This window comes from Sphingomonas bisphenolicum (assembly GCF_024349785.1).
In the GTDB taxonomy this organism is placed as follows: Bacteria; Pseudomonadota; Alphaproteobacteria; order Sphingomonadales; family Sphingomonadaceae; genus Sphingobium; species Sphingobium bisphenolicum.
Genome location: NZ_AP018817.1, coordinates 1336162 through 1361353 on the forward strand (window position 1 = coordinate 1336162; position 25192 = coordinate 1361353).

General features: G+C 65.6%; 30 protein-coding genes and 1 pseudogene. 22 read left to right on the forward strand and 9 right to left on the reverse strand.

The window, feature by feature from the left end:
• Positions 1 to 50 precede the first annotated feature (50 nt).
• The 7 genes from leuC to SBA_RS06765 all read left to right on the forward strand — a co-directional run bounded on the left by leuC (position 51) and on the right by SBA_RS06765 (position 5771).
• Positions 51 to 1502, forward strand: coding sequence for a 3-isopropylmalate dehydratase large subunit (gene leuC, locus SBA_RS06735; protein WP_224548697.1), 1452 nt, complete (start codon positions 51 to 53; stop codon positions 1500 to 1502).
• Positions 1503 to 1611: 109 nt separating this feature from the next.
• Complete coding sequence (leuD, locus tag SBA_RS06740; protein ID WP_261936314.1) at positions 1612 to 2223, forward strand: 3-isopropylmalate dehydratase small subunit; 612 nt, start codon at positions 1612 to 1614, stop codon at positions 2221 to 2223.
• Positions 2224 to 2280: 57 nt separating this feature from the next.
• Positions 2281 to 2604, forward strand: coding sequence for a DUF1476 domain-containing protein (locus SBA_RS06745; RefSeq protein WP_224548699.1), 324 nt, complete (start codon positions 2281 to 2283; stop codon positions 2602 to 2604).
• 11 nt (positions 2605 to 2615) lie between these two features.
• Positions 2616 to 2849, forward strand: a complete 234-nt coding sequence (locus SBA_RS06750) for a BolA family transcriptional regulator (RefSeq protein WP_261936315.1) — start codon at positions 2616 to 2618, stop codon at positions 2847 to 2849.
• 57 nt (positions 2850 to 2906) lie between these two features.
• Complete coding sequence (gene grxD, locus SBA_RS06755) at positions 2907 to 3236, forward strand: Grx4 family monothiol glutaredoxin (protein ID WP_066604514.1); 330 nt, start codon at positions 2907 to 2909, stop codon at positions 3234 to 3236.
• Between the two features lie 460 nt (positions 3237 to 3696).
• Positions 3697 to 4065, forward strand: coding sequence for a BlaI/MecI/CopY family transcriptional regulator (locus SBA_RS06760; RefSeq protein ID WP_224548700.1), 369 nt, complete (start codon positions 3697 to 3699; stop codon positions 4063 to 4065).
• Entirely contained in the window at positions 4062 to 5771 is a 1710-nt protein-coding gene (locus tag SBA_RS06765; protein WP_261936316.1) for a M56 family metallopeptidase, read from the forward strand. Before SBA_RS06760 ends, SBA_RS06765 begins: the two co-directional genes overlap by 4 nt.
• Before the next feature lie 15 nt (positions 5772 to 5786).
• Here SBA_RS06765 and hemW read toward each other — a convergent pair whose 3' ends face one another.
• Positions 5787 to 6974, reverse strand: a complete 1188-nt coding sequence (hemW, locus tag SBA_RS06770; protein WP_261936317.1) for a radical SAM family heme chaperone HemW — start codon at positions 6972 to 6974, stop codon at positions 5787 to 5789.
• Here hemW and SBA_RS06775 point away from each other — a divergent pair.
• Complete coding sequence (locus SBA_RS06775; protein ID WP_261936318.1) at positions 6973 to 7659, forward strand: CAP domain-containing protein; 687 nt, start codon at positions 6973 to 6975, stop codon at positions 7657 to 7659. The two genes, hemW and SBA_RS06775, sit on opposite strands and share 2 nt — an antisense overlap.
• Before the next feature lie 64 nt (positions 7660 to 7723).
• Positions 7724 to 8503 carry a hypothetical protein gene (locus SBA_RS06780; RefSeq protein WP_261936319.1) on the forward strand — a complete coding sequence of 260 codons (780 nt, stop codon included), beginning with the start codon at positions 7724 to 7726 and terminating at the stop codon, positions 8501 to 8503.
• Between the two features lie 18 nt (positions 8504 to 8521).
• Here the strand turns inward: SBA_RS06780 and rdgB are convergent, their stop codons facing one another.
• Complete coding sequence (rdgB, locus tag SBA_RS06785; RefSeq protein ID WP_261936320.1) at positions 8522 to 9151, reverse strand: RdgB/HAM1 family non-canonical purine NTP pyrophosphatase; 630 nt, start codon at positions 9149 to 9151, stop codon at positions 8522 to 8524.
• A gap of 87 nt (positions 9152 to 9238) precedes the next feature.
• Complete coding sequence (gene rph / locus SBA_RS06790) at positions 9239 to 9955, reverse strand: ribonuclease PH (protein WP_224548707.1); 717 nt, start codon at positions 9953 to 9955, stop codon at positions 9239 to 9241.
• A gap of 143 nt (positions 9956 to 10098) precedes the next feature.
• On the opposite strand from rph, the gene SBA_RS06795 reads away from it, so the two are divergent.
• The 7 genes and pseudogenes from SBA_RS06795 to SBA_RS06825 all read left to right on the forward strand — a co-directional run bounded on the left by SBA_RS06795 (position 10099) and on the right by SBA_RS06825 (position 15551).
• Positions 10099 to 10605: a DUF6438 domain-containing protein gene (locus SBA_RS06795; protein ID WP_261936321.1), complete on the forward strand. Its 507-nt coding sequence runs from the start codon at positions 10099 to 10101 to the stop codon at positions 10603 to 10605.
• Positions 10606 to 10636: 31 nt separating this feature from the next.
• Positions 10637 to 11680, forward strand: coding sequence for a heat-inducible transcriptional repressor HrcA (gene hrcA, locus SBA_RS06800; protein ID WP_224548710.1), 1044 nt, complete (start codon positions 10637 to 10639; stop codon positions 11678 to 11680).
• The gene (gene grpE / locus SBA_RS06805) at positions 11677 to 12231 is read left to right on the forward strand and encodes a nucleotide exchange factor GrpE (RefSeq protein ID WP_224548711.1); all 555 of its coding nucleotides are present in this window, start codon (positions 11677 to 11679) and stop codon (positions 12229 to 12231) included. The genes hrcA and grpE overlap by 4 nt, the downstream gene beginning before the upstream one ends.
• Positions 12232 to 12326: 95 nt before the next feature.
• Positions 12327 to 13568 (forward strand): threonine synthase, encoded by a 1242-nt coding sequence (locus SBA_RS06810; RefSeq protein ID WP_261936322.1) that lies wholly within the window; start codon positions 12327 to 12329, stop codon positions 13566 to 13568.
• Positions 13569 to 13725: 157 nt separating this feature from the next.
• Positions 13726 to 14438 (forward strand): annotated as a pseudogene (locus SBA_RS06815) (IS5 family transposase).
• A gap of 167 nt (positions 14439 to 14605) precedes the next feature.
• A complete protein-coding gene (locus SBA_RS06820) occupies positions 14606 to 15271 on the forward strand; it encodes a PadR family transcriptional regulator (RefSeq protein WP_261936323.1) in 666 nt (221 codons plus the stop codon).
• Between the two features lies 1 nt (position 15272).
• Positions 15273 to 15551: a DUF2218 domain-containing protein gene (locus SBA_RS06825; protein ID WP_066604472.1), complete on the forward strand. Its 279-nt coding sequence runs from the start codon at positions 15273 to 15275 to the stop codon at positions 15549 to 15551.
• 38 nt (positions 15552 to 15589) lie between these two features.
• On the opposite strand, the gene SBA_RS06830 is transcribed toward SBA_RS06825, so the two are convergent.
• Together SBA_RS06830 and SBA_RS06835 are read right to left on the reverse strand one after the other, a co-directional pair.
• On the reverse strand, positions 15590 to 16720 hold the full coding sequence (locus tag SBA_RS06830) for a M14 family metallopeptidase (protein ID WP_261936324.1): 1131 nt from the start codon (positions 16718 to 16720) through the stop codon (positions 15590 to 15592).
• Positions 16717 to 17361, reverse strand: coding sequence for a hypothetical protein (locus SBA_RS06835; RefSeq protein ID WP_261936325.1), 645 nt, complete (start codon positions 17359 to 17361; stop codon positions 16717 to 16719). The genes SBA_RS06830 and SBA_RS06835 overlap by 4 nt, the downstream gene beginning before the upstream one ends.
• 212 nt (positions 17362 to 17573) lie before the next feature.
• Here SBA_RS06835 and ykgO point away from each other — a divergent pair, with 212 nt between their 5' ends.
• Positions 17574 to 17699, forward strand: coding sequence for a type B 50S ribosomal protein L36 (gene ykgO, locus SBA_RS06840; RefSeq protein WP_004210176.1), 126 nt, complete (start codon positions 17574 to 17576; stop codon positions 17697 to 17699).
• A gap of 245 nt (positions 17700 to 17944) precedes the next feature.
• Here ykgO and pyk read toward each other — a convergent pair whose 3' ends face one another.
• Positions 17945 to 19402, reverse strand: coding sequence for a pyruvate kinase (gene pyk, locus SBA_RS06845; RefSeq protein ID WP_224548723.1), 1458 nt, complete (start codon positions 19400 to 19402; stop codon positions 17945 to 17947).
• 122 nt (positions 19403 to 19524) lie between these two features.
• Between pyk and SBA_RS06850 the strand changes: the two genes are divergently transcribed.
• From SBA_RS06850 to ruvC, 5 genes are all read left to right on the forward strand, one after another.
• Positions 19525 to 19824 carry a DUF1244 domain-containing protein gene (locus SBA_RS06850; RefSeq protein WP_224548724.1) on the forward strand — a complete coding sequence of 100 codons (300 nt, stop codon included), beginning with the start codon at positions 19525 to 19527 and terminating at the stop codon, positions 19822 to 19824.
• Positions 19825 to 19872: 48 nt separating this feature from the next.
• The gene (locus SBA_RS06855; RefSeq protein ID WP_066860048.1) at positions 19873 to 20115 is read left to right on the forward strand and encodes a DUF2312 domain-containing protein; all 243 of its coding nucleotides are present in this window, start codon (positions 19873 to 19875) and stop codon (positions 20113 to 20115) included.
• 26 nt (positions 20116 to 20141) lie between these two features.
• Positions 20142 to 20468 carry a heavy metal-binding domain-containing protein gene (locus SBA_RS06860; protein WP_224548725.1) on the forward strand — a complete coding sequence of 109 codons (327 nt, stop codon included), beginning with the start codon at positions 20142 to 20144 and terminating at the stop codon, positions 20466 to 20468.
• Between the two features lie 108 nt (positions 20469 to 20576).
• Complete coding sequence (locus tag SBA_RS06865) at positions 20577 to 21320, forward strand: YebC/PmpR family DNA-binding transcriptional regulator (RefSeq protein WP_261936326.1); 744 nt, start codon at positions 20577 to 20579, stop codon at positions 21318 to 21320.
• A 37-nt stretch (positions 21321 to 21357) separates the two neighbouring features.
• On the forward strand, positions 21358 to 21849 hold the full coding sequence (gene ruvC, locus SBA_RS06870; RefSeq protein ID WP_066604456.1) for a crossover junction endodeoxyribonuclease RuvC: 492 nt from the start codon (positions 21358 to 21360) through the stop codon (positions 21847 to 21849).
• A 20-nt stretch (positions 21850 to 21869) separates the two neighbouring features.
• Here the strand turns inward: ruvC and SBA_RS06875 are convergent, their stop codons facing one another.
• From SBA_RS06875 to SBA_RS06885, 3 genes are read right to left on the reverse strand one after another with little or no spacing between them, the layout of a single operon-like run.
• On the reverse strand, positions 21870 to 22586 hold the full coding sequence (locus tag SBA_RS06875) for a dienelactone hydrolase family protein (protein WP_261936327.1): 717 nt from the start codon (positions 22584 to 22586) through the stop codon (positions 21870 to 21872).
• Between the two features lie 20 nt (positions 22587 to 22606).
• Entirely contained in the window at positions 22607 to 23614 is a 1008-nt protein-coding gene (locus tag SBA_RS06880) for a 50S ribosomal protein L11 methyltransferase (RefSeq protein ID WP_261936328.1), read from the reverse strand.
• Positions 23615 to 23671: 57 nt separating this feature from the next.
• Positions 23672 to 25006 (reverse strand): methyl-accepting chemotaxis protein, encoded by a 1335-nt coding sequence (locus SBA_RS06885; RefSeq protein ID WP_224548732.1) that lies wholly within the window; start codon positions 25004 to 25006, stop codon positions 23672 to 23674.
• Positions 25007 to 25192: the final 186 nt, after the last annotated feature.

Consider the following 25192-nt stretch of genomic DNA (forward strand, 5'->3'; position numbering starts at 1 on the left):
TCGCTCACCCCCTTTCCCGATCGGTCGGAGGGGTCTAGGGGATGAGGACTATGGTCAAAGCTCGCACCCTCTACGAAAAGATCTGGGACGCGCACGTCGTCGAACGGCGTCCCGATGGCACCTGCCTCATCTATATCGACCGCCATCTCGTCCATGAAGTGACGAGTCCGCAGGCGTTTGAAGGGCTTCGCCTCGCCGGTCGCAAAGTGCGCCGACCCGATCTGACGCTCGCGGTGCCGGACCATAATCTCCCTACGACGCCGCGCCGCGATGCGGACGGGCATCGCATTCCGATCGCCGATCCGGAAAGCGCGCAGCAGCTTGCCGCGCTGGAGCGCAACGCGCCGGAATTCGGCGTGCGCCTGATCGGCGACGCGGATCTGGAGCAGGGCATCGTCCATGTCGTCGGCCCTGAACAGGGCTTCACCCTGCCGGGCACCACTTTGGTCTGCGGCGACAGCCATACGTCCTCGCACGGCGCGCTGGGCGCGCTGGCGTTCGGCATCGGCACGTCGGAGGTCGAGCATGTGCTGGCGACGCAGACGCTGCTGCTCAAACAGTCGAAAACCATGGAAGTCGTGGTCGACGGCGTGCTTGCGCCCGGCGTCACGGCCAAGGATGTCGCGCTGGCGATCTGCGGCACGATCGGCACGGCGGGCGGCACCGGCTATGTCATGGAATATCGGGGTTCCGTGTTCCGCGACATGTCGATCGAAGGGCGGCTGACTGTCGCCAACATGTCGATCGAGGCAGGGGCCAGGTCCGGCCTGTTCGCGCCGGACGACAAGACCTTCGCCTATATCGAGGGTCGCCCGATGGCGCCCAAGGGCGCGGATTTCGACGCGGCCGTCGCCTATTGGCGCACGCTGCACACGGACGAAGGCGCGGTGTTCGACAAGACCGTGGTGATCGACGCCGCCGACATCGTGCCCAACGTCACCTGGGGCACCAGCCCGGAAGACGTCGTCGCCGTGACCGGCGTGGTCCCCGATCCGCTGAGCTTCGAGGATGCGTCCAAGCGCGCCGCGGCGCAGAAGTCGCTCGACTATATGGGGCTGACCGCGGGGCAGAAGATGGCCGACGTCGCCATCGAACATATTTTCATCGGCAGTTGCACCAACAGCCGGATCGAGGATCTGCGCGCCGCCGCCGCGCTGCTCAAGGGGCGGCATATCGCGTCGGGCATCAAGCATGCGATGGTCGTGCCGGGTTCCGGCTTGGTCAAGCGCCAGGCGGAGGAAGAAGGGCTGGACCGCGTCTTCCTCGACGCCGGGTTCGAATGGCGCGAGCCGGGTTGTTCGGCGTGCCTGGGCATGAACCCGGACAAGGTGCCCGCGGGCGAACGCTGCGCGTCGACCAGCAACCGCAATTTCATGGGCCGGCAGGGGCCGGGATCGCGCACCCATCTGGTGTCGCCCGCCATGGCGGCGGCGGCGGCGATCACTGGCCGGCTGACCGATGTCCGTGAACTGTTGCATGAAAAAGAGGGTGTGGTCGCATGAAGAAGATTTTCTGGCTGCTGACGCTGGGCGCACTGGCCAGCGCGGCGATGGCCGCGACTCTGGGCCGTGCTGAAGACACGCCCGCTGCCGAGGCGAAGAAGGTTCACTGATGGACAAGCTCACGATCGTCGACGGCCGGGCCTATCCGTTCGGGATGAAGAATGTCGATACCGACATCGTCATCCCGGCACATTGGCTCAAGACGATTTCGCGCAACGGCCTGGGCCGCGGCGCGTTCGAAGTGCTGCGCAAGGAACCGGGCAACGTCTTCGACGATCCTGCCTATGTCGGCAGCCCGATCCTGATCGCGGGCGACAATTTCGGCTGCGGGTCCAGCCGCGAACATGCCGCCTGGGCGCTCGGCGACCTGGGGATCAAGGTCGTGATCGCACCCAGCTTTTCCGACATCTTCTCCGGCAATGCCTTCAAGAACGGCATCCTGACGGTAGTGTTGCCGCAGGCGGCCATCGACCGTCTGATGGACGTCGCCAAGGGCGTGAACGGGACGCCCGATCCGATCCATATCGATCTGGAATCGCAGACCGTCACCACCCGGTTCCAGGATCGCTTTGCCTTCGAGATCGATCCGTTCCGCAAACATTGCCTGCTGGGCGGCCTGGACGAAATCGGCCTGACTCTGGACCAGTCGGACATGATCGGCCGCTATGAGGCCAGCCAAGCGCAAGACCGCCCCTGGATCGTGCCCGCAGCCGTTGCGTAACGGCGCGCTTCTTCCTATCTTTCGTAATCAGACGGCATTTCAACGGGGCTTTGACGCATGACCACCTTTGACGATCGCGAACGGGCGTTCGAAAATATGTTCGCCAACGATCAGGAACTGCAGTTCCGCATCCAGGCGCGGCGCAACCGCCTGCTGGGCGAATGGGCGGCGGCGAAGATGGGCCTGACCCCGGAAGAAACCGACGCCTATGCCAAGGCGGTGGTGCAGGCCGATTTCGAGGAAGCGGGCGACGAGGACGTTATCCGCAAGCTGGTGGGCGACATGACGTCGGCCGGGATCGACATCGACGAGCCGGGCGTGCGCGCCGCGCTGGACGAGCAGGCGGTGATCGCCCGCCGCATGTTCATCGAAGCCCAGTAAGGCGACGATCCATGCCGATGGCCGCCGACGATATTGCGGACATGATCCGCGCCGCGATTCCGGATGCTGAGGTCGAGATTACCGACCTGGCCGGGGATGGCGATCATTATGCGGCGAAAGTCGTGGCGGAAAGCTTTCGCGGCATGAGCCGGGTCGCGCAGCAACGCGCCGTCTATGCGGCGCTGGGCGGACGCATGGGCGGCGTGCTGCACGCCTTGCAACTGACCACCGCCGTTCCCAACTAATCCTTCGATAGATTTGCGCTCCGCGGACGGGGCGCCAGACAGGACTGGACCTTAGACATGACCGACGCCGTGCATCAGCGGATTGCCGAACTTGTGGGCGCCCATGACGTGGTGCTGTTCATGAAGGGCACGCCGCTCTTCCCGCAATGCGGCTTTTCCAGCCGCGCCATCGCGATCCTGGAGCATCTGGGCGTCGCCTACGACACGGTAGACGTCTTGCAGGACCAGGCCGTGCGCCAGGGCATCAAGGCCTTCTCCGACTGGCCGACCATCCCCCAGCTCTATGTGAAGGGCGAATTCGTCGGCGGCAGCGACATCATGATGGAAATGTATGAAGCGGGCGAACTGCAGCAGTTGATGACCGACCAGGGCGTCGCCGCCAGTTAAGCGGGGCTGGGTTCGACGGTTTGCGAAGGGCGGTCCGGGTTCGGCCGCCCTTTTTTGTTGCTTTGGGTGGTTTTCCGCCATTCCCGTCCCGCTTGCGGGAGGGGGAACATGTCCGATTCCGGTCGCACACAGTCACTTCGAGAGCATTGTCGAGGGATAAAGGGATAGCGCCACCGGGTGGGGGATGCTGGCGGAGACGGCCTGCATCCCCCGATAGGTAAACGGTGGGAACGCGACCAAAGTCGCAATGACTGTGCCACAATGGCGCGTTTGCGGGAAAGCACGGGTTCCAAAGGTTAACGCCTCGACAGCCTTCATCCGCTTTGTCAAAATTTCCGACATGTCGCGCCTTTTCAATGCCAAGAACCACGTCCGACCCATTGCGAACGGCTATTGACTACATCCGTAATCGATGCGACTACATCTGTGGTTGTTAAACATGCGAGTCGGATGAAGCCCAGTGAGCGAGAAGATCAGCGAAGCGGAACTGGTGGTGATGGAGGCGTTGTGGGAAACCGCGCCGCAGACCGCCAATGATGTGTCGGATCGGGTCGCCGCCGACCGCGACTGGAGCCTGCAGACGGTCAAGACATTGCTGTCGCGGCTGATGGCCAAGGATATCATCGCCGCCGACCAGGATGGCCGCCGCTTTCTCTATCGCCCGATGGTGGCGCGCGACGATTATGTCGCGGGCGAATCCGGACGGTTGGTAAACCGGCTGTTCGGCGGGCGCATATCGCCGCTGGTCGCCCAACTGGCGCAACAGGATCAATTGACGGCGGACGATATCGCCGAGCTTGAGGCTATCCTGAAGGGGTTGAAATCATGAGCGTCTGGCTGGCCGAAACGCTGATCGCCACCACTTTGCTGATGGCGCTGGTCATGATGCTGCGGCGGCCGGTGGCGCGCTGGCTGGGGGCAGGGGCGGCCTATCTGCTCTGGGCGCTGCCGCTCGCGCGGATGCTGTTGCCCGCGCTGCCACGCGACGTCGATCCCTCGCCGCTGCATGTCGCGGTCGATCAGGTTGGCTTGCCGGACCTGCTGACGGTCGCACCCGCCGCATCGGTCGCTTCATCCGCGCCGTCTTTCCCCTGGCTGGAGATCGGCATCGGCATGTGGTTCGTCGGGCTGCTTGCTTTTCTGGCAGTGCAGGCCGTGGGCTATGGGCGGTTCCGCCGCCATATGCTGGATGGCGCGACGCCGATCGGGGAGGAGGGGCGCATCCGCCTCATCACCAGCCCCCATGCGTCCGGGCCGCTCGCCTTCGGGGTGTTGCGCCCCTATATCGTGCTGCCCGCCGATTTCGCGCTGCGCTATGACGCGCAGGAACAGGATATGGCGATCGCCCATGAACGGGCGCATCATGAGCGCGGCGACCTGGCCGCCAACATGATCGCGCTGCTGCTGCTGGCGGTGCATTGGTGCAATCCGGTCGCATGGATCGCCTATCGCGCCTATCGCGCCGACCAGGAAACCGCCTGCGACGCGCGCGTCCTCTCGCTCTACGGCCGCGATCAGGCCCATGCCTATGGCCGCGCCATCTTGAAGGCGGCGGGCGGCCGGCAATTTGCCGGCGCCTGCCATCTCACCCGTATCACGACGTTGAAAGGGAGGCTGAAAATGCTGTCCAACCATGATGTTTCGCTCCAGCGTATCAGTTGGGGCATGGCCGCCGTCGCCATCGTCACCGCCGCCGGCCTGGCGCTCACCGCATCGGGCAGCCGCGCCGCGCAGCAGATGGCGGCGATCACCGACAAGGTGGAAAGCGCCGACTTTGCCAAACTGTCTGACTTGGTGTCGCAGCCCGCAGCGGCGACCGCGCCAGCGCTGGCTGAAGTCGCGGCGGTCCCATCTGTGCCAGCCGTCCCCGCGGCCCAGGCGGCCGATGAATCCTGGCCCTCGCCAGCCCCCATGGCCCCGCCCGCGCCGATCGTGCCCGCTGCCGACATGATCGCCCCGGTGCCGCCCGTGCCGCCGGCCCCGCCCATCGTCCGCAATGAAAAGGGCCGGATCACCGTGACCCATGCCGACGGTCGCGTCGAAACGCATCGCGTGCCGACCGAGGCGGAGATCGCCCGCATGGTGCCGGTGGTCGACGTCCGTGAAGGCTGCGATGGCGGCAGGGACGTCACCACCCGCCGGGAAAGTGTGGACGCCAGCGGCCGTCGCCATATCCGGGTGCGCATCTGCAACGCGGCGATCGAGCGGGCGGCCCAGCGCTCCGCCGACATGGCCGGGATGCAAGCCGATCGCGCCGCGCGGCAGGCGGATATTGCCGAGGCCCGCGCCGAACGGGCGGCCCGCCGTTCCGAGCAGGCGGCCGACCTTCAGGCGGACCGGGCGGAGCGGCAGGCCGACATCGCCGAAGCCCGCGCCGAACGCGCCGCGCGTTCCGACCATGTTGCGGCGCTGAATGGCCTGCGCACCGCGCGGGGCCAGATCGCCCGCAACACGTCCATGCCTGCCTATGCCCGCGCGCAGGCGCTGCGCGAAATCGACCAGTCGATCGCGGAACTGCGTAACGACCAGCCCTGATGTTACCGAGCGGCCCTAGACCGCGACCACTTCGGGCAGGATCGCGTCGAGCAGCAACATGCCGGCCGGCGCGACCTGCAACCGGGTGCCGGTCAGGCGGATGAGGCCGAGGCCGGTGAGCTGGTCGATCGCCCGTTCGTCGACCAGCCGGTCGGCCTTGATCCCCGACAGGGCGGCGATTCGGGCCAGGTCCACGCCTTCGCCCAGCCGCAATCCCATCAGCAGCGCCTCGCGCGCCCGGTCCTCGCCCGACAGCGGCTCTTCGCGCTGGAGGCCGTGACCGTTGCGGCCGACCGCGCTCATCCAGTTTTCGGGCTTCTTGTGGCGCAGCGTCGCCATGCCGCCGCGGCGGCCATGCGCGCCCGGCCCGATCCCGGCATAGTCGCCATAGCGCCAATAGGTCAGGTTATGCCGGCTTTCCTCGCCCGGCCGGGCGTGATTGCTGATTTCATAGGCGGGGATGCCGGCCGCACCCGTCATCGCCTGCGTGAGTTCGTACAGGGCCGCGCCATGGTCCGGGTCGGCGGGCGTCAGCTTGCCCTGCGCGACCAGCGTGGCGAAGCGCGTACCCGGCTCGATCGTCAGTTGATAGAGCGAGAGATGGCCAGTGCCGAAGGACAAGGCGCGGGCCAGTTCGGCCTGCCAGTCCGCCTCGCTCTGGCCGGGGCGGGCATAGATGATGTCGAAGCTCACCCGGTCGAACACGGCCTGCGCGGTGTCGAGCGCAGCCAGCCCTTCCGTGACGTCATGGGCGCGGCCGAGGAAATGCAACGCCTCATTGTCGAGCGCCTGCAGGCCAAGCGAGGTGCGGTTGACCCCGGCGGCGGCCAGATCGGCGAAACGCGCCGCCTCGACCGAATTGGGATTGGCCTCCAGCGTGATTTCTATGTCCGACGTGAAGCCCCAATGATGCTGCGCCGCGTCGATCAGCGTCTCGACCAGCGCGGGCGGCATCAGGGAGGGCGTGCCGCCGCCGAAGAAGATGGAGGAAAGCGGCCGCCCCGCGGTCAGCGCCGCCTCATATGCCATGTCGGCCAGCAGCGCGGTCCGCCACGCGTCGATGTTCACGCCGTCGCGGACATGACTGTTAAAATCGCAATAGGGACATTTGGATACGCAAAAGGGCCAATGGATATATAAGGCTTGGGCGTCGGCACGGACAGGGTCTGGGGCCGTTGCGATTTGGGGGGTAAGGGACGACATGGCTGGGGGCAGCCCTAAAGCGTTTTTGCGCGCTTCGCTATGGGCAGCGACGCTGCCGGTTCTGCTGGTGACGGCGGGCGGCGCACAGGGGGCGAGCGATAGCGACGGGGCAGGGGCGCCCAAGGGGGGCGCGGCGGGCGCGGTGATGCCGGCGGCCTATTATGGCATGGCGGAAGCGGCGCGCGGCGATTCGCTGCTGCGCGCGGTGATGCTGGACGCGCATAATGGCGAGCGGGCATCGCTCGGCCTGCCCTTGCTGGACTGGGACGATGCACTGGCGGCCGATGCGGCGCGCTATGCCGACGACATGGCGCATAGCGGCGTCTTTCGTCATTCGCCGCGCACGGGCCGCACCATCCCCAGTGGCGAAAATCTGTGGATGGGACCGCGCCGGCTCTATGGCTACCAGGCTATGGTCGGGTCGTTCCTGGACGAAAAGCGCTTCACCCGGATCGCGGGCAAGCTGCCCGATCTCAGCAGCACCGGGCGCTGGCAGGATGTCGGCCATTATGCCCAGATGATCTGGCGCGGGACGAGGCAGATCGGCTGCGCGCTGGGTGAAGGGGCCAATGCCGATTATCTGGTGTGCCGCTATTTCCCGGCCGGCAACGCCTTCGGTCGGGGGCCGCTGGATGCGGATGCGGCGCCGATGGCGGAAACGCAGGTCGCCAGCGCCGCCAAATAGGCGGCAATGGATATTTCTCCCGACGGCGTGCATTGAGCAGGGAAGATCGCCAGAGGAGAAGAGGATGCGCCACGCGTCATTGTCAGGGATCGTTTCGGGCTGCGCGTTGCTGGCGCTGAGTGCCTGCGGGACGCCATCACAGCCGGAGCGCAAGGCGGACGAACTGGCCAGCAATGGCGTCGCGGCCCCGGCAGTCGAAACGCCCGGCAACCAGAATGTGGCACAAAGCCCCATGCCTGATGCCGCGCCGGCTGCCGAGAGTGCGAGCGCCGCGCCGCTATCCTGCGCGGCGGATATCGGATCGGCCGCGGCGGCCAAGCGCGTGGCGATCTGTCGCAACGTGTCGCCCGCCACCCATCCGCCCTGCAATGCCGCCAATAGCTGCGCCATGATCGAGGATGAAATCGCCCGCAGTTGCGCCCTGTTCGACGGCAAGGGCGAACCGATGGCCGGATGCGATCCCGCGCCCAAGAGCATGGCGGCGGCGGTCGCGGTGGTGCAGCGCTATTATTCGGCGATCAACGCGCGTGACTATGGCACGGCCTGGGAGCAATGGGGGGATGACGGCCCGCCCAACCAGACGCTGGACAAGTTCCAGGCGGGCTTCGCCGGCACCCGATCGACGCGGGTGACGATCGGCAAGCTGGAACCGGGCGATGCCGGCGCAGGATCGATCTACCAGACGGTGCCGGTGACTGTCGATTCGCAACTGCAGGACGGGACGCGCCAGCGCTTCGCCGGCGACTATGTCGTGCGCCGCGTCAACGATGTCGACGGCGCGTCGGCCAGCCAGTTGCGCTGGCATATCGGCCAGGCGAAGCTGAAGGCGGTGCCGGCGCGCTGAAACGCCGGTCACTTTTGATTAGAAAACTGCGGCCACCAGCTTGTCGAAGGCCTTGGCGCGGTGGCTCATGGCGTGCTTGGCGTCCGGGTCCATTTCGCCAAAGCTGATATCATGCTCGTACGGCACGAACATCGGATCATAGCCGAAGCCCTGGTCCCCGCGCGGCGGCCATACCAGCGTGCCGTCGATCCGACCCTCGAACGCCTCGACATGGCCGTCGGGCCAGGCGAGGGCGAGGGCGCAGATGAAATAGGCGCCATGGCCGGCGTCCGGCCCCTTGGCTTCCACACCATCCCACACCGTCTGCATCGCCATGGCGAAATCCTTGGTCGGGCCGGCCCAGCGCGCGGAAAACAGGCCGGGATCGCCGTCCAGCGCCTCGACGCACAGGCCGCTATCGTCGGCGAGCGCGGGCAGGCCGGACAGGTCGGCCGCCTGCATCGCCTTCAATTCGGCATTGGCGATGAAGGTTGTGCCGGTTTCTTCCGGTTCGGGCAGGTCCAGCGACGCGGCGGAAATGGGCTCGATCCCGAACGGGCCGAGCAGGGCGGCGATTTCGCGCACCTTGCCGGGATTGTGGCTGGCGATCACCAGCTTGCCGGGGGCGAGCTTGCGGATCGCCTGTTCCTGTCCGAAATCGTCGCTCATGCAGCTTACTATCTCCGTTCACTTCGAGCTTGTCGAGAAGCGGTTTCAAGGAAAGGTTCTCGACAGGCTCGAACCGAACGTCTGTGCTTACCGGCCCGTCGCGACATCCTGCGCGGCGAAGATATTGGCGCAGCCGATGCGGGCGAGGCGGAGCAGGCGGAGCAGCTCTTCCTCGTCATAGGCGGCGCCTTCGGCCGTCGCCTGCACTTCGGCGAACTTGCCGTCGCCGGTCAGGATCAGGTTGGCGTCCGTCTCGGCATTGCTGTCCTCGGCATAGTCGAGGTCGAGCACCGGCGTGCCTTCGAAAATGCCGCAGCTGATCGCGGCAACCTTCTGGATGATCGGGTCTTCCTTGAGCGCGCCCGACGCCAGCAGCTTGTCGACCGCGATTCGCAGCGCGACCCAGCTACCCGAAATGGCTGCCGTGCGCGTGCCGCCATCGGCCTGGATCACGTCGCAATCGACCACGATCTGGCGCTCGCCCAGCTTCTTGAGGTCCACGACCGTGCGCAGCGACCGGCCGATCAGGCGCTGGATTTCCTGCGTGCGGCCCGACTGCTTGCCCTTGGCCGCCTCTCGGCTGCCGCGCGTATGGGTGGCGCGGGGCAACATGCCATATTCGGCCGTGACCCAGCCCGACCCCTTGCCGCGCAGGAAAGGCGGCACCTTTTCCTCGACCGATGCGGTGCACAGCACGCGGGTGTCGCCGAAGCTGATGAGGCAGCTTCCCTCGGCATGGATGGTGAAGCCAGGCTCCATGGTGATGTCGCGCATCTGGTCGGGCGCGCGGCCGGAAGGACGCATAATTTCTACTCCGAAGCGTTCAGATAGCGGCCGTCCCTGCGGAATGCCGCCAATGCGCCGAAAAGCGCACTTAACAGGCCGCTTAGCGCCCGCTGACGTTTCTTGCCAGTGTCACGGCGACAATTAGGCGATAAGGAGGGGGCATGGGACGCATATCGACACTCACCGCCATGCTGCTGCTGGCCGGTTGCACGGCCGCCGAACCGGGGCTGGAACCGCCCAAGGCGCCGGGCGACATCATCCGCTTTACCGCCGGGCGCTGCTTCGGCGCCTGCCCGGCCTATACGTTGCAGGTGTCGCCGGACGGGTTGGGGCTGCTGGAGCCGGAACGCTTCACCTCCGTTCCCGGCCCGACGCGCTTCACCGTGACGAGTGCGCAATATCGCAAGCTGGTGACGACGCTGGCGCCGCATCGCCCGGCGGCGGGGACGGTGCAGAAAATCGCTCACGGCCAGAATTGCGAGCGTTTCGCCACCGACATGCCCGGCTATGTCGTGGAATGGAGCCGCCCGGGGCAAAATGCGACGCGGCTGGAATTCCAGTCCGGCTGCATGGATACGCGCTATGGTCGGCTGCGGGTCGCTTTGGCGGCGGTGCCGAAGATATTGGACGTGCAATCCATGCTCAATCCCAAGGCGGTCGCGCCTTGAGCCTGCGCCCCCGTCTGCCTAGATAAGAACCATGTCGGTCACTCCGATCTCCGAATTGAACGAGCGCGCGCGCGATGTCTTCCGCCTGGTGGTGGAAAATTATCTCGGCACCGGCCTGCCGGTGGGATCGCGCACGATCAGCAAGCTGGCGACATTGAGCCTGTCGCCGGCGTCGATTCGCAACGTCATGCAGGATCTGGAGGAACTGGGCCTGCTCGCTGCGCCGCACACCTCCGCCGGGCGGATGCCGACCGAAACGGGGCTGCGCCTGTTCGTCGACGGGATGATGCAGGCGGCGGCGCCGTCGGCCGAAGAACGGCGCGCGATCGAGGCCGGGCTGGTCGAAAGCGGCCCGATTGAGGAAGCGCTGTCCGCCGCCACCGCGGCGCTGTCGGGCCTGTCGGCCTGCGCCGGGATCGTCATGGTGCCGCGGCGCGAGCCGGTGCTGCGCCAGTTCGGTTTCGTGCCCCTGAACGACCGGCAGGCGCTGGCGGTGCTGGTGGGGCAGGACGGATCGGTCGAAAACCGGGTGCTGGACCTGCCGCCAGCCGTCACCCCGTCGATGTTGAACGAAGCGGCGAACTTCATGTCGGCGCGTTTTGCCGGGATGACGCTGCGCCAGGCGGGCGACCAGTTGAGCCGGGAGATGGAGACGGAGCGCAGCCTGCTCGACGGCGCGGCGCGCGAACTGGTGGAACGCGGCATCGCCATCTGGTCGCAGGATGCCGACGATCGGCCGGTGCTGATCGTGCGCGGGCAGGCGCATCTGATCGATGACGGCACCGCCGCCGACCTGGAACGGGTGCGCCAGTTGCTGGAACAATTGGAAGGCAAACAGGAGATTTCCCGGCTGCTGGAAAGCGCGCTGGCGGGCAGCGCGACCAAAATCTTCATCGGCTCGGAAAACAAGCTCTTTTCCCTGTCGGGTTCTTCGGTCATAGCCGCCCCCTACCGTGGCGCGGACGGCCGGGTCGTCGGCGTGGTCGGCGTGATCGGCCCCACGCGCTTGAACTATGCGCGGGTGATCCCCATGGTGGACTTCACAGCACAGACGCTATCGAGATTGATGAGATGAGCGAAAACAAAGACACTATCGAAAACACCGAAGTCGTGGACGCGCTGCCGGAAGACGCCGCGCCCGCTGGCGATGCCGCAGCCGAGAAGATTGCAGCGCTGGAGGCGGAACTGGCCACCGCCAGGCAGGACATTCTCTACGCCCATGCCGATACGCAGAATGTGCGCCGCCGGCTGGAAAAGGAACTGGGCGACGCGCGCGCCTATGCCGCAACGGCCTTCGCCCGCGACATATTGTCGGTCGCCGATAATCTGAGCCGTGCGCTCGCCGCCATTCCCGCCGACCTGCGCGAGGATGAGAAGTTCAAGGGTCTGGTCATCGGTCTGGAAGCCACCGGCCGTGAACTGGACAGCGTGTTCGGCCGCAACGGCATCACGAAGATTGAATCGGTCGGCCAGCCGCTCGACCCCAACAAGCATCAGGCGATGATGGAAGTTCCCTCGGCCGACGCCGCGCCGGGCACGATCCTGATCGAGATGCAGGCTGGCTATATGATCAAGGACCGTCTGCTGCGTCCCGCCATGGTCAGCGTGGCGAAGGCGCCGGAATAAGCTTTTCGATCCGTTCGGGCTGAGCCTGTCGAAGCCCTTTCTTTTCTTAAAGAAGAGAGGCCCTTCGACAGGCTCAGGGCGAACGGAGATTATAGGTGCGCCACGACCTCAACCTGACCACCGATCGCCCCACTTTCGTCACCCATCTGGAATGTTCGCTGACCGGCGAGCGTTATGGGGCCGATGAACTGCATGGGCTGTCGGCGGCGGGGAAGCCGCTGCTGGTGCGCTATGATCTGGACGGCGTGCGCGCGACGTTGACCAAGGCGGCGTTGGCGCAGCGGCCGATGGACCTGTGGCGTTGGCGAGAATTGCTCCCGGTGCGGCAGACCGCCAACATCGTCAGCCTGGGCGAAAATGCGACGCCGCTTATCCCGCTGCCGCGCACCGCCGCGCGGCTGGGCGGGGCACATCTGATGGCCAAGGATGAGGGGCGGTTACCCACTGCCTCGTTCAAGGCGCGCGGTTTGGTCATGGCGGTGTCCATGGCCAAGGAACTGGGCGTGACCCAGGTGGCGATGCCGACCAACGGCAATGCCGGCGCGGCGCTGGCCGCCTATGCCGCGGTCGCGGGGATGGAGGCGATCATCTTCTGCCCCGACGACACGCCTGAGATCAACGTGCGCGAGATCGCGGCACAGGGTGCGCGCGTCTATCGCGTCAACGGCCTGATCGACGATTGCGGGGCGATCGTGGGGCAGGGGGCGAAGGCGCGCGGCTGGTTCGACTTCTCGACGCTCAAGGAGCCCTATCGGATCGAGGGCAAGAAGACGATGGGGCTGGAACTGGCCGAACAGCTCGGCTGGGAGCTGCCCGACGCGATCTTCTATCCCACCGGCGGCGGCACCGGCCTGATCGGCATGTGGAAGGCGTTCGACGAACTGGAGAAGATCGGTTTCATCGGCGCTAAGCGGCCCAAGATGTTCGCGGTGCAGGCCGAAGGTTGCGCGCCGATGGTCCGCGCGTTCGAACAGGGCGTCGAGTTCGCCGACCGCTGGGAGGATGCCCACACCGTCGCCATGGGCATTCGCGTGCCGCGCGCGGTGGGCGACTTCCTGATCCTGCGTGCGGTGCGAGACAGCGGCGGTGCGGCGCTGGCCGTGTCTGACGCGGCGATCATGGCGGCGGTGTGCGATGTCGCGCGCGACGACGGACTGCTGCTCTGTCCGGAGGGCGGGGCGACGTTGGCGGCCTATCAACGCGCGCTGGACGAAGGGCTGATCGGGCGGGAGGATCGCGCGGTGCTGTTCAACTGCGCCAGCGGCCTGAAATATCCGCTGGAGGACCAGAGCCGCACGCTGGATCGCCACGCGCCGATCGATTTTGCTGCGCTCTGAAGCTGGCTCCGTTCAATCAGGCTGCGTGTTCCCGCGCAGGCGGGAACCCAGTCCCGTGGTCTAAGGGCTGTGGGGATTTAGGATTCCCCTTTTGCTGGAGTTGTGATTCACACTCTGGATGGATCGCTTTGTACTGACGGACGCCCAATGGGCGCAGATGGAACCGCACTGTCTGGGCAAGATCACCGACCCCGGACGCAGCGGCAGAAACAACCGGCTGTTCGTGGAGGCAGTGCTGTGGATTGTCCGCACTGGAAGTCCATGGCGCGACCTACCGGCGATGTTCGGCAATTGGAGCACGGCATTCCGCCGATTTCGCGATTGGCGGGAAGCCGATGTTTTCAAGCGGATTTTCGATGCTCTGTCGGATGAACCCGACATGGAATACGCCATGATCGATGCCACCATCGTCAAGGTTCACCGGCACGGCCAGGGCGCAAAAGGGGGACTCAGAGCCAGGCCATTGGTCGTTCCAAAGGAGGCATGACGACCAAGATCCTGGCTTTGACCGATGCGCTGGGCAACCTTGTCCGCTTCCGCTTGATGCCCGGCCACCGCTTCGACACGGTTGGCGTTGCTCCACTCATCGACGGCATCAAGTTCGGCGCACTGCTCGCTGACAAGGCTTTCGACAGCAACGATATCGTCGCCGATCTCAACGAGCGGGGTGCAAAAATCGTCATCTCGCAGCACCCGCGACGCGCCAGACCCATCCCGCTCGACGCCGAAATGTACAAGTGGCGCCACCTCATCGAAAACTTCTTCTGCAAACTCAAGGAATTCAAGCGTATCGCCATGCGCGCCTGCAAAACCGATCGCAGCTTCGAGGCCATGATCCACCTCGCTGCAGCCGTCATCAATTCCCGGTGAATCCCCACAAGCCTTAAACTGGGTTTCCGCCTACACGGAACACGTAATCTTTTTCTCTTGGCGACGGCCTCCGATACAGAATGATACATTTAAGATCTATCGTAACTCTTGACGGCCAAGATTTTTAAGATATATCGCAATGCATCATGACATATATGAAAGACCTAATGATGCATTTCCCCTATTCTCATCGCGGCCGCCATGGCGGTCATCATCCCGGCGCTGGCCGATTCGGTTCGCCTGACGGCTTTGGTCGTGGCGACGGATTCGGCGGGGGGCGTGGCGGCCCGTTCGGTGGCGATCCCTTCGGCGAGGACGGCCTGCGCGGCGGCGGCCATGGTGGCCGGGGCGGTCGTGGCGGCGGCGGCGGTCGCCGACGTCTGTTCGACAATGAAACGCTGCGCCTGATCCTGCTGAAGCTGATCGCCGACGAGCCGCGCCATGGCTATGAGCTGATCCGCGCGATCGAGGCGCTGTCGGGCGAAGCCTATGCGCCCAGCCCCGGCGTCGTCTATCCTACGCTGACCATGTTGGCGGAGATGGACCTGATCGTCGAGGAACCGAGCGAAGGCAGCCGCAAACGCTTCGCCATCACCGATGCCGGGAAGGTCCAGATCGAGGAGCGCAAGGCCGCGCTCGACCTGGCGCTGGCCCGGCTGGCCGCGCTGGCGCAGAAGGCGGAGCGGGTCGATGGCGCGCCGGTGCGCCGCGCGCTGCACAATCTGCGCATCGCCATCCAGCATCGCCTTGAAAAGGAGGGCGCCGATAACCAGACCATGTTCGATGTCGCGTCGTTGATCGACGAGGCTGCGAGCAAGATCGAAAGGCTCTGACATGACCGTGACCGCAAACGTGCCGACCACCCATGCCAGCCGCTATCTCCAGCAGTTGTGCAAACATTGGAGCCACAAGTTCGAAACGGATTTCAGCCCCGAACAGGGCGTCATTGCCTTCCCGATGGGGCCGATCCGCATGGCGGCGCAGCCCGAGGCGCTGGTGGTGACGCTGGAGCCCAATGCGGACGCCGACGTGGAGCGGTTCAAGCAGGTGGTCGCCGATCATCTCGACCGCTTCGCCTTCCGCGAAGCGCCGCTGCCGTTCGACTGGCGGTAGGTTGCGTGTTCCCGCTTTCGCGGGGAACATGTCTATCCTCAAATATCCTCGATCATCTCCGCCAGCACCGCCAGGCAATCCTTGGCGAGCTGGATCGACCGCGCCGGAGACCAGCCGAAATCGGCGTCCGGCAGGTCGTCATTATCCTTGAACGGCATCTCCAGCGTCATCGCCACCGCGCCGAAGCGTTCGGCGAGCTGGTTAGTGGACATGGACAGGTTCGCCTTGCCCGCGCCCGCCACCGGATAGCCCAGCCGCGTCTGGAAATCCGGGGTGCGGGCCGCCAACGTGTCGCGATAGCGGTGATAGAGCGCGACCTGCCGATCGGTGATCGACGGGATACCCTCGAAACCCGCGATGAACACCGCGGGAATCGCCTCGTCGCCATGGACGTCCATGGCGAAATCGACGCCGGTCTCGTCCATCGCATTGCGCGCCATCAGCACTTCGGGGCTGCGCTCGGCCGTCGGCTCATGCCATTCGCGATTGAGGTTCACGCCGACCGCATTGGTGCGCAGATGGCCGCGGCGGCTGCCATCCGGGTTCATATTGGGGATCAGATGGATCGTCGCTTGTCGGCGCAGCAGGCGGGCCACCGCATCTTCCTCGTCGCACAGCCGCTCCAGCGCGCCTTCCATCCACCATTGCGCCATCGTCTCGCCGGGATGCTGGCGCGCATAGAGCCAGATCTGCTTCGGTCCGTCGCCGATCGTCAGCAGGTCGAGCGGCTGGCCGTCCAGGGTCAGCCCCAGTTCGCGATGTTCGACGCCCGGCTGGGTCGCGGCCCAGGCGATGAGGTCGTGGTGCCGCTCCATCGAATAGGGCGCGAAATAGGCGATCCATACCGCATTGCTGTCCGGCTCCAGCCGGATCGTCAGCATGCCGTCGGCATAGCTTGTGTCGGCCTGGACCCAATTGTCGCGATCCTCGCTCACCCGCGCGCTGTAACCGGCCCAGCCGTCGGGATAGGCCGATCCCGCCGCGTTCACGATCGCCAGTTCCACTTCGCGGCCCGCCGCATTGGCGAGCCGGAAATGGAACCATTGGTAGAAGTCGCTCTGGTGATCCGTCACGATCTCCAGCACGGCGCGGACGCCGGCCGGCGTGTCGGCGATGGAGAGGACGCGAATATTGCCGCTGTCGAAGCCGCTGGAAATGCTGATGCTCATTTGACCGTTATAGTGCGCCCCGATTCACCCGGATAGCCCCCGATCAAGGCTGAAGCGAGTTTCTGGGCGGCGGTGGCGGGTTGGGCCGCGGCCGACCCCTGCTTCGCCTGGGTCGATGCGCGGCCTTCCCAGATCGCCGTCGAATCGGACCTGCGGCGCAACTGCACATGGAGTTCGGTCGTCACGATATCCTTGGGCTTGCCCGACAGGTTGATGCCGACGCCCAGGCCAAGCCCGCCGAAGGTGCCGCCACGGCGACCGCCCCCGCTGCCGATCCCGCCGCCCACGCCGACGCTGACCGGGCTTTCGCTGCGGCGGTCCGGTCCGGATGGGCGGAAGGTGCGGGTGAAGCTGACCAGCGCGACATAATCGCTCTGGGCGCCGTCCCCAGCGGTGAAGCCGATACGCTGCAATTCCTGCGATACCGCGCTGGCATAGGTGCGGAATTCCAGGCTGATATCCGGATTGCCCGGCATTTCCTCTACCGCGACGGTGCCCGACTGGGCAGGATTGCCCATATGGAAGCGGGTCACTTCCACGCGCGGCGCGGCCGTCGCGCTGGCGCCAAGGGAAAGGCCGCCCAGAAGGAGGGCGCCCAGAAAAAGCTTTGGGGCGGCAAGGCGGGGACGGCGCTTCGACATGAGTTCAACTCCAACGGGCATGCGGCATGACAGGGCACCACATAGACGGTGCGGGGGCCATAATCCCCTCAAACGCTTGAAGCCACGAACTTGCTGCATAGGGGATGAACAGAGTCGAAAGAGCGGCTGCCACCCTTGACTTTGGCCCGCCCGACCCATAGGGGCTGCGCTTCGAAATTCGACCACACCAGATTCATCAAGGGCCGTCTGCCATGAAGATCCGCAACTCGCTCAAGTCGCTCAAGGGCCGCCACCGGGACAACCGCGTGATCCGTCGTCGCGGCCGCACCTACGTCATCAACAAGACCAACCGCCGCTTCAAGGCCCGCCAGGGCTAAAAGGCAGGAGCTATCGCCCATTCGGGCGGTGGGTCTTTAGGCAATGTGGCAGGCGCCCGGTCGATGATCGGGCGCCTTTCCGCGTTCGCTTGGGTGCGTGATTTGCCGAATCGACGGTCGGGTTTCCCAAGGCCGTTCGTTTCCAGCGAAGCCGAGTTTAGCGAAGCTGAGCGCAAAGCTCGGTGCTACCGCTTCTCGACTTTACTGGAAGCGAACGGAGGGAATTGGCCTCACCCGGCCTGCGTTCAGCCCTCGTCGCGGCCCTTCAACTCGTCGCCGCGAATCGCCGTGACGTGCAGCACGTTGGTCGATCCGGGCGTGCCGAAGGGAACGCCGGCCAGCACCACGATCTTGCCGCCCTTTTCGGTCATGCCGTGGCGCAGCGCCATACGCCGGGCCTTGCCGATCATTTCCTCGAACGTGCCGATATCCTTGGTGCGGATGGCGTGGACTCCCCAGGTCAGGCCCAGCTTGCGCGCGGTGTCGGTGCGCGGGGTCAGCGCCAGGATCGGCGCGTCGGGGCGTTCGCGCGCGACGCGGCGCACCGTGCTGCCCGATGAAGTGAAGCAGGTGATGGCGCTGGCGCCTACCACCGCGACGATATTGCCCGCCGCTTCGGCCAGCGCGTCGGCGGTGGTCGGGTCCGGCTTCGTCTCGGTGTAATGGAGCCGGCCGAAATAGCCCGGATCGCGCTCCACGCTATGCGCGATGCTGTCCATCATCGTCACCGCCTCAACCGGCCAGTCGCCCGCCGCGGTTTCCGCCGACAGCATGATCGCGTCCGCGCCGTCATAGACCGCCGTCGCCACGTCCGACACTTCGGCGCGGGTGGGGGAGGGGGACTTGATCATCGATTCGAGCATCTGGGTCGCGACCACCACAGGGCGTCCCATCCGCCGCGCGGTGGCGACGATCTGCTTCTGGAGCGGCGGCACGGCCTGCGGCGGCAGTTCGACGCCCAGGTCGCCGCGCGCCACCATCACGCCGTCGGCCAGTTCGATAATCTCCTCCAGCCGCTGCACGGCCGACGGCTTCTCGATCTTCGCCATCAGCGCGCCATAGCCGCCCATCAGCTTGCGCGCCTCGGCCAGATCCTCGGGCCGCTGCACGAAGCTCAAGGCAATCCAGTCGCAGCCCTGGCTCATCGCGAAGCTGAGGTCGCGCCGATCCTTGTCGGTCAGCGCCGGCACCGGCACCACTACGTCGGGCACGTTTACGCCCTTGCGGTTGGACAGGGCGCCGCCGACTTCGACGATCGTGTCGATCCGGTCGGCGCCGATCGCCTTCACCCGCAGCACCAGCTTGCCATCGTCCAGCAGCAGCCGGGTTTCTGGCACCAGCGCGGCGTAGATTTCGGGATGGGGCAGGTTGACGCGGCGGGCATTGCCCGGCGTTTCGTCCCGGTCGAGGATGAAGGCCGCGCCCGTCTCCAATATGGCGAGGCCCTTTTCGAAGGTGCCGACGCGCAGCTTTGGTCCCTGCAGGTCGCCCAGGATCGTCGTGGGCCGCTGGAATTCTTTTTCCAGCGCGCGGATGATGGCGATGCGCGCGGCATGATCCTCATGCGCGCCATGGCTCATATTGATGCGGAAGGCGTCGGCCCCGGCGACGAACAGCGCCCGGATCATTTCGGGCGTATCGCTCGCAGGACCAAGGGTCGCCAGGATGCGGACCTTGCGTGAGCGGGGCGGTAACTTCGTCATGGCTTCTCCTGACCGTCATGATCGTCCCCGGCTTGGCCTTGTCGGCCTTGCCAGTGCGTCGTTATGGGTTATCCGTACTGCACGACAGGATGATGTAGATCAGCGAAAGGTTTCTCACGCCGATGACCGACAGCATAGTCACAGATGCCGTGGCCGCAACCGCCTTCCGCCGTCTGGTCGCGCATTTGCAGCACCGCACCGACGTCGAGAATATCGATCTGATGGGGTTGGCGGGCTTTTGCCGCAACTGCCTGGCCGACTGGATCGCGGAAGCGGACGGTGAGATGACGCGCGATCAGGCGCGCGAAATCATCCACGGCATGCCTTTTTCGGAATGGAAGGACCGGCATCAGGGCGAAGCGACACCGCAACAGATCGCAAAGATGCAGGAGAGTGTGGCGAAGAACGCGGACAGGCATTAGAGGCGTCCGCCAGCCCGATTCACATTTCACACCTGCACGGAGATTCCCATGAGCGAACCCAATGTCGCCGCCGACCAGCTACGCCTCTTCATAGAGCGCATCGAGCGCCTGGAAGAGGAAAAGAAGGGTATCGGCGACGATATCAAGGACGTCTATCTGGAAGCCAAGGCCAACGGCTATGACGGCAAGATCATGCGCCAGATCGTCCGCCTGCGGAAGATGCAGCCGCATGACCGCCAGGAAATGGAAGCCATCCTCCAGACCTATCTTGCTGCGCTGGGGATGGAATAACTTTTTACAATCAAGGAGAAGCGCCCATGTCCGAGATCATCGTCAGCACCACCAGCCGCCTGGAAGGGCGACCGGCGAAGGACTATCTCGGCATCGTCACCGGCGAGGTGATCGTGGGCGCCAATCTGTTTCGCGACCTGTTCGCCAGCGTCCGCGACATCGTGGGCGGGCGGTCGGGCGCTTATGAGGATGTGCTGCAACGCGCCCGCGAACAGGCGATCGCCGAAATGCGCACGCGCGCCGCGACGCTGGGCGCCAATGCCGTGGTCGGCGTCGACCTTGACTATGAAGTCATCGGCTCCAACGGGTCGATGCTGATGGTGTCGGCGTCGGGCACCGCGATCCTCTACTGAGGCAAAGAGATGCCGGCAGCGGCTGGACCGCGCTGGCGGTTGCCCTTTGGGCGGCCGCTGGTGTAAGGGCGCGCATCACAGTCAACCGGCAGATAAGAATTCAGGACCATGGCAGGCCATTCCAAATTCAAGAACATCATGCATCGCAAGGGCGCGCAGGACAAGAAGCGCTCTTCGATGTTCTCCAAGCTCAGCCGCGAAATCACGGTCGCGGCCAAGATGGGCATGCCCGACCCGGACATGAACCCGCGTCTGCGCCTGGCGGTCAACGCCGCCAAGGCCCAGTCCATGCCCAAGGATAATATCCAGCGCGCGATCGACAAGGCGAACGCGGCGGGCGGCGAGAATTACGAGGAAGTGCGTTACGAGGGCTATGGTCCCGCCGGTATCGCCATCATCGTCGAGGCGCTGACCGACAACCGTAATCGCACGGCAACCAACATCCGCACCGCCTTTTCCAAAAATGGCGGCAATCTGGGTGCGTCGGGTGCGGTCAGCCATGGTTTCGACCGGGTCGGCCTGATCAGCTATCCGGCGAGCGCGGGGGACGCCGACGCGATCTTCGAAGCGGCGCTGGAAGCGGGCGCGGAGGACGTGTCGTCCAACGAGGACGAGCATGAAATCTGGACCGCCATGGACGCCCTTCACGAGGTCGCCAAGGCGCTGGAAGCCAAGCTGGGCGCCGCCGACAGCGCGAAGCTCGCCTGGAAGCCGCAGATCACCGTCGATGTCGATGAAGCCAATGCCGCCACGCTGATGAAGCTGGTCGACACGCTGGAGGATGACGACGACGTCCAGACCGTCTGGGGCAATTATGAAGTGTCCGATGCTGTGATGGAGAAGCTGGGTTGATGCGTCTGCCCTCTCCCCACGGGGAGAGGATGCGCGCATGATCCTGCTTGGCCTGGACCCCGGCCTTGGCACCACCGGCTGGGGCCTGATCGCCGCGGATGGCAATCGGCTGACCCATATCGGCAATGGCCAGATCAAGACCGACAGCAGCATGGCGCTCTCGACGCGACTGCTGGCGCTCGACCTGGCGCTGACCGACCTGATCCTCGAACATCGGCCCGATGGCGCCGCAGTCGAGGAGGTGTTCGTCAATGTGAACCCGCAATCGACGCTGAAGCTGGGGCAGGCGCGGGGCGTAATTCTGCTCAATGCCGCGCGATCGGGCATGGAGGTCGGCGAATATGCCGCGCGCCTCGTCAAGAAATCGGTGGTTGGCGTCGGCAATGCGTCGAAGGAGCAGGTCCATGCGATGGTGTCGCGCCTGCTGCCCGGCGCGAAGATCGTGGGGCCGGACGCATCCGATGCGCTGGCGGTGGCGATCACCCACGCCCATCATCTCGCCAGCGCCCGGCGCATTCCGACCCGTTAAGACAGTCCTGTTTTCGGCTTTTATCCGAACAGGTCGCCCAGAAAATCCGTCATCGCGCGGAAGCTGCGCCGGTCGGCGCTTGGGCTATAGGCCAGTCCCTTTTCCGGCATATTGACGCCCTCGTCGGTGAAGGCGTGGCCGGTGCCGCCATAGGCGTGAATCTGCCAGTCGCAGCCCGCATCGGTCAATTCGCGGGCCAGACCCACGGTCGCCTCTGGCGGTGCGATCGGGTCGTCCCAGCCGTGGCAGACCAGCAATTTGGCCGTGATCGGCGCGTTGGGGAAAGGCGTCGGGTCATAGACGCCGTGGAAGCTGACTCCGCCGCTAATGTCCGCGCCGGAGCGGGCGAGGTCGAGCACGCATTTGCCGCCGAAGCAGAAGCCGATCGCGGCCGTCCGGTCGGCATCGACCTCCGCCAGCCCCTTGAGCACTGCATGGGCGCCATTCGCCCGGTCACGCAGCAGAGCGCGGTCGGCGTTCAGTTCGGCCATATAGCGCCCGGCATCGGGATCGGCGCGGGTGGTTCGCTTGCCCTGGCCAAAGACGTCGGCGACCAGCACGGCATAGCCGAGCGCCGCGACCTTTTCCGCATAGGCGAAGTCGGCCTCCTTGGCGCCCAGCACATTGGGGAAGAGCAGCACCCCCGGCAGCGGGCCGGCGGCTGCGTCGACCACGGCCAGGCTTTCGAAAGGCCCATCCGGGCCATCATGCAGGGTGACGCGGCGGATGATGGCCATGGCTGAGCTCCTCTAAAAGTTCAGATACTACCGAAGCCGGGCGCTTCGCCCCGCGCGGCCGGATTGATGCGGCGCGGCCGTTTCCAGCCGATGCTGGGCCGCTTGCGCAGGCGCAGGGTCGGCCATTCGCCGCGGTCGCTGCGTTCGGCCAGCCGCATTCCCTGCGCACGATAGGCGGCGATCACCGCGTCCGCCTGCCCGTTGAGCAATCCGGCCAGGACGATGGTGCCACCATCCTCGACCAGCGCGCACAGCGTCGGGGCCAGTTCGATCAGCGGCCCTGCCAATATGTTGGCGATCAGCAGGTCGTAGGGCGCGCGCCCGATCAGCGCGGGATGGTTGCCGCCCGCCGCCGTCACCAGCGCCAGCCGGCCCGCCCCGTCGCCCAGCGCTACGCCATTGGCGCGCGCATTGTCGGCGCTGATCTCTACCGCCACGGCGTCGATGTCGGACGCGATGGCGCGGGCGCGGGGCCACAGGTTCATCGCGGCGAAGGCGAGCAGGCCGGTGCCGGTGCCGATATCGGCGACATGGGCAAAGCGCATCCCCACCCGGCGCATCCGGTCGAGCATGGCCAGGCAGCCCGCCGTCGTTTCATGCTGCCCGGTGCCGAAGGCGCGGCCCGCCTCGATCAGCAGATTGACGTGGCCGGGCAGTTCGGGATCGCTCGCGATGTTGCGGACATGGAAGCGGCCGGCGGTGACAGGCTCCAGCCCCTGCTGGCTCAGCGTCACCCAATCCTCGTCGGGCAGCGCCTCGACAACGGGTTTCACGCGGCCCGCGCTGGGCACCAATGTCTTGAGCAGCTTGATCGCGGCCACGCTGGGCTTGCCTTCGAAATAGGCGTCGAGTTGCCAGGCATCTTCCCCCTCTTCCTCACCATCGGGCGTCGCTTCGCTGGTCATCAGCACCGGCGGATGCTCCATCAGCGTGAAGGCGGCGATGTCCCCGTCCAGCGCTTCGGCTTCGGCGCGGGTGCAGGGCAGGGTGACTTTCCAGCTTTGGACTGAAGGCGCGACATCGTTCATCCCGCCGCCTTTAGCCGAGGCAGAGAGGGAGGGGAAGCGGGATGGGATGGCGGCGGCTTAGGCTACCTGCCGACCGAAGTCGGACGAAGCGTTGCGCAGGCTGGCGAGCTTGCCCTCGACGCTGACGAAGCCGCGTTCGAGCTGGTCGATTTCCGACGCCACCACTTCGGTGTCCTGGCGGATCGCGGAAATGGTGGTCGACATCGAATCGGCGGCCAGCGCGGTTTCGTCGACCGCGGCGGTGATCATGGTCACGGTCTGCGCCTGCGCATCCATGGCGTGGCGGATGCGCTCGGCGCTGGCCTTGACCTCGCCCACCGTGTCGCGGATGCGTTCGTTGGTTTCGACCGACTGGCGGGTCGATGCCTGGATATCGGCGATCTTGCCGGCGATCTCGTCGGTGGCGCGGGCGGTCTGGTTGGCCAGGCTCTTCACTTCCTGCGCGACGACGGCGAAGCCGCGCCCGGCGTCACCGGCGCGGGCGGCCTCGATCGTGGCGTTGAGCGCGAGCAGGTTGGTTTGCCCTGCAATGTCGCGGATCAGGCCCAGGATCGATTCGATCGACTTGGCATGGTCGGACAGGGTGGAAGACATGGACACCGCATCCCCCGACTGGGCGGAGGCGCGCTGGGCGACCTCTGCCGCGCTTTCGACTTCGGTGCGGGCATCCTCGATAGCGCGGATGAGCCCGGCGGAGGTGCGGGCGGCTTCGCGCATGGCGAGGGCGGATTGTTCGGCGGCGGCCGCCACTTCGGACGCCTTGCCCAGCATGCCGCGCGTGGCGGCGGACGCATCCTTGGCCTGTTCGCGCAGCGATTCGCCCAGTTTCGACGCGCCGTCGATCTCACCGACGATCCGCTGTTCGAACAGCGTGCCGTAACGCTGGCGTTCGGCGCGCTGCGCTTCGGCCTGGTCGGTGGCCAGCACATTGCTCATGAAACCCGAATCGATCATCGCGATCTGCAGCATCATGCGCAGCAACCGGCGACAGCGCGGCGCATCATCATGGCACCGTTCCCAGATCAGGTCGGTGACGCGTTCGTTGGCATTGGCGACCGCGTTCAGGACCGCGCGCACCGATACGTCATGCTTGCGGGCGTGGCGCACGCAGTCGGCAGCCGACCGCGCCCAGCGCCCCTCCGCGAAATGCATCAGCTTTTCGCGGACATAAGTATCGGCTTCGCGTTCGATTCGGGCGATGACGCCGCTGCCCAGCCGGTCCTGAAGGCCGGTTTCGCGCATATAGCTGGTGAAGAAGGCGGCGCCCACGCTGCCCAGATCATCGCCGATCAGGTCGCCCACTTCGCGCGCGGCGCGGGCGACATCGCCGTTGGGATCGACTTCCGCCAGAAAATCCGATGTGGCGGTGGCGGAAGAAAGACTGGACGGCATGAGGGAACGGCCCTTGCTGATGACGTGATCGGTTGGACGTCGATCTTTAGCGCACGTTGGTTAACCACTTCTTATGGCTGTCCGGGCTGATCGCAGAAAGCGGCGTCGGCAATCTCCCGCTTTCCGCTTCTTGCCCTCTTGGCGTATCGCTCTTAAGGGGGGCGGACTCAGGGACAAGTATCTAAG

What these genes read in the sequence shown, in the direction of transcription:
- leuC (WP_224548697.1), top strand. Translation starts at nt 51, where the DNA reads ATGGTCAAAGCTCGCACCCTCTACGAAAAGATCTGGGACGCGCACGTC.
- leuD (WP_261936314.1), top strand. Translation starts at nt 1,612, where the DNA reads ATGGACAAGCTCACGATCGTCGACGGCCGGGCCTATCCGTTCGGGATG.
- SBA_RS06745 (WP_224548699.1), top strand. Translation starts at nt 2,281, where the DNA reads ATGACCACCTTTGACGATCGCGAACGGGCGTTCGAAAATATGTTCGCC.
- SBA_RS06750 (WP_261936315.1), top strand. Translation starts at nt 2,616, where the DNA reads ATGCCGATGGCCGCCGACGATATTGCGGACATGATCCGCGCCGCGATT.
- grxD (WP_066604514.1), top strand. Translation starts at nt 2,907, where the DNA reads ATGACCGACGCCGTGCATCAGCGGATTGCCGAACTTGTGGGCGCCCAT.
- SBA_RS06765 (WP_261936316.1), top strand. Translation starts at nt 4,062, where the DNA reads ATGAGCGTCTGGCTGGCCGAAACGCTGATCGCCACCACTTTGCTGATG.
- SBA_RS06775 (WP_261936318.1), top strand. Translation starts at nt 6,973, where the DNA reads ATGGCTGGGGGCAGCCCTAAAGCGTTTTTGCGCGCTTCGCTATGGGCA.
- hemW (WP_261936317.1), bottom strand. Translation starts at nt 6,974, where the DNA reads ATGTCGTCCCTTACCCCCCAAATCGCAACGGCCCCAGACCCTGTCCGT.
- SBA_RS06780 (WP_261936319.1), top strand. Translation starts at nt 7,724, where the DNA reads ATGCGCCACGCGTCATTGTCAGGGATCGTTTCGGGCTGCGCGTTGCTG.
- rdgB (WP_261936320.1), bottom strand. Translation starts at nt 9,151, where the DNA reads ATGAGCGACGATTTCGGACAGGAACAGGCGATCCGCAAGCTCGCCCCC.
- rph (WP_224548707.1), bottom strand. Translation starts at nt 9,955, where the DNA reads ATGCGTCCTTCCGGCCGCGCGCCCGACCAGATGCGCGACATCACCATG.
- SBA_RS06795 (WP_261936321.1), top strand. Translation starts at nt 10,099, where the DNA reads ATGGGACGCATATCGACACTCACCGCCATGCTGCTGCTGGCCGGTTGC.
- hrcA (WP_224548710.1), top strand. Translation starts at nt 10,637, where the DNA reads ATGTCGGTCACTCCGATCTCCGAATTGAACGAGCGCGCGCGCGATGTC.
- grpE (WP_224548711.1), top strand. Translation starts at nt 11,677, where the DNA reads ATGAGCGAAAACAAAGACACTATCGAAAACACCGAAGTCGTGGACGCG.
- SBA_RS06820 (WP_261936323.1), top strand. Translation starts at nt 14,606, where the DNA reads ATGATGCATTTCCCCTATTCTCATCGCGGCCGCCATGGCGGTCATCAT.
- SBA_RS06825 (WP_066604472.1), top strand. Translation starts at nt 15,273, where the DNA reads ATGACCGTGACCGCAAACGTGCCGACCACCCATGCCAGCCGCTATCTC.
- SBA_RS06830 (WP_261936324.1), bottom strand. Translation starts at nt 16,720, where the DNA reads ATGAGCATCAGCATTTCCAGCGGCTTCGACAGCGGCAATATTCGCGTC.
- SBA_RS06835 (WP_261936325.1), bottom strand. Translation starts at nt 17,361, where the DNA reads ATGTCGAAGCGCCGTCCCCGCCTTGCCGCCCCAAAGCTTTTTCTGGGC.
- ykgO (WP_004210176.1), top strand. Translation starts at nt 17,574, where the DNA reads ATGAAGATCCGCAACTCGCTCAAGTCGCTCAAGGGCCGCCACCGGGAC.
- pyk (WP_224548723.1), bottom strand. Translation starts at nt 19,402, where the DNA reads ATGACGAAGTTACCGCCCCGCTCACGCAAGGTCCGCATCCTGGCGACC.
- SBA_RS06850 (WP_224548724.1), top strand. Translation starts at nt 19,525, where the DNA reads ATGACCGACAGCATAGTCACAGATGCCGTGGCCGCAACCGCCTTCCGC.
- SBA_RS06855 (WP_066860048.1), top strand. Translation starts at nt 19,873, where the DNA reads ATGAGCGAACCCAATGTCGCCGCCGACCAGCTACGCCTCTTCATAGAG.
- SBA_RS06860 (WP_224548725.1), top strand. Translation starts at nt 20,142, where the DNA reads ATGTCCGAGATCATCGTCAGCACCACCAGCCGCCTGGAAGGGCGACCG.
- SBA_RS06865 (WP_261936326.1), top strand. Translation starts at nt 20,577, where the DNA reads ATGGCAGGCCATTCCAAATTCAAGAACATCATGCATCGCAAGGGCGCG.
- ruvC (WP_066604456.1), top strand. Translation starts at nt 21,358, where the DNA reads ATGATCCTGCTTGGCCTGGACCCCGGCCTTGGCACCACCGGCTGGGGC.
- SBA_RS06875 (WP_261936327.1), bottom strand. Translation starts at nt 22,586, where the DNA reads ATGGCCATCATCCGCCGCGTCACCCTGCATGATGGCCCGGATGGGCCT.
- SBA_RS06880 (WP_261936328.1), bottom strand. Translation starts at nt 23,614, where the DNA reads ATGAACGATGTCGCGCCTTCAGTCCAAAGCTGGAAAGTCACCCTGCCC.
- SBA_RS06885 (WP_224548732.1), bottom strand. Translation starts at nt 25,006, where the DNA reads ATGCCGTCCAGTCTTTCTTCCGCCACCGCCACATCGGATTTTCTGGCG.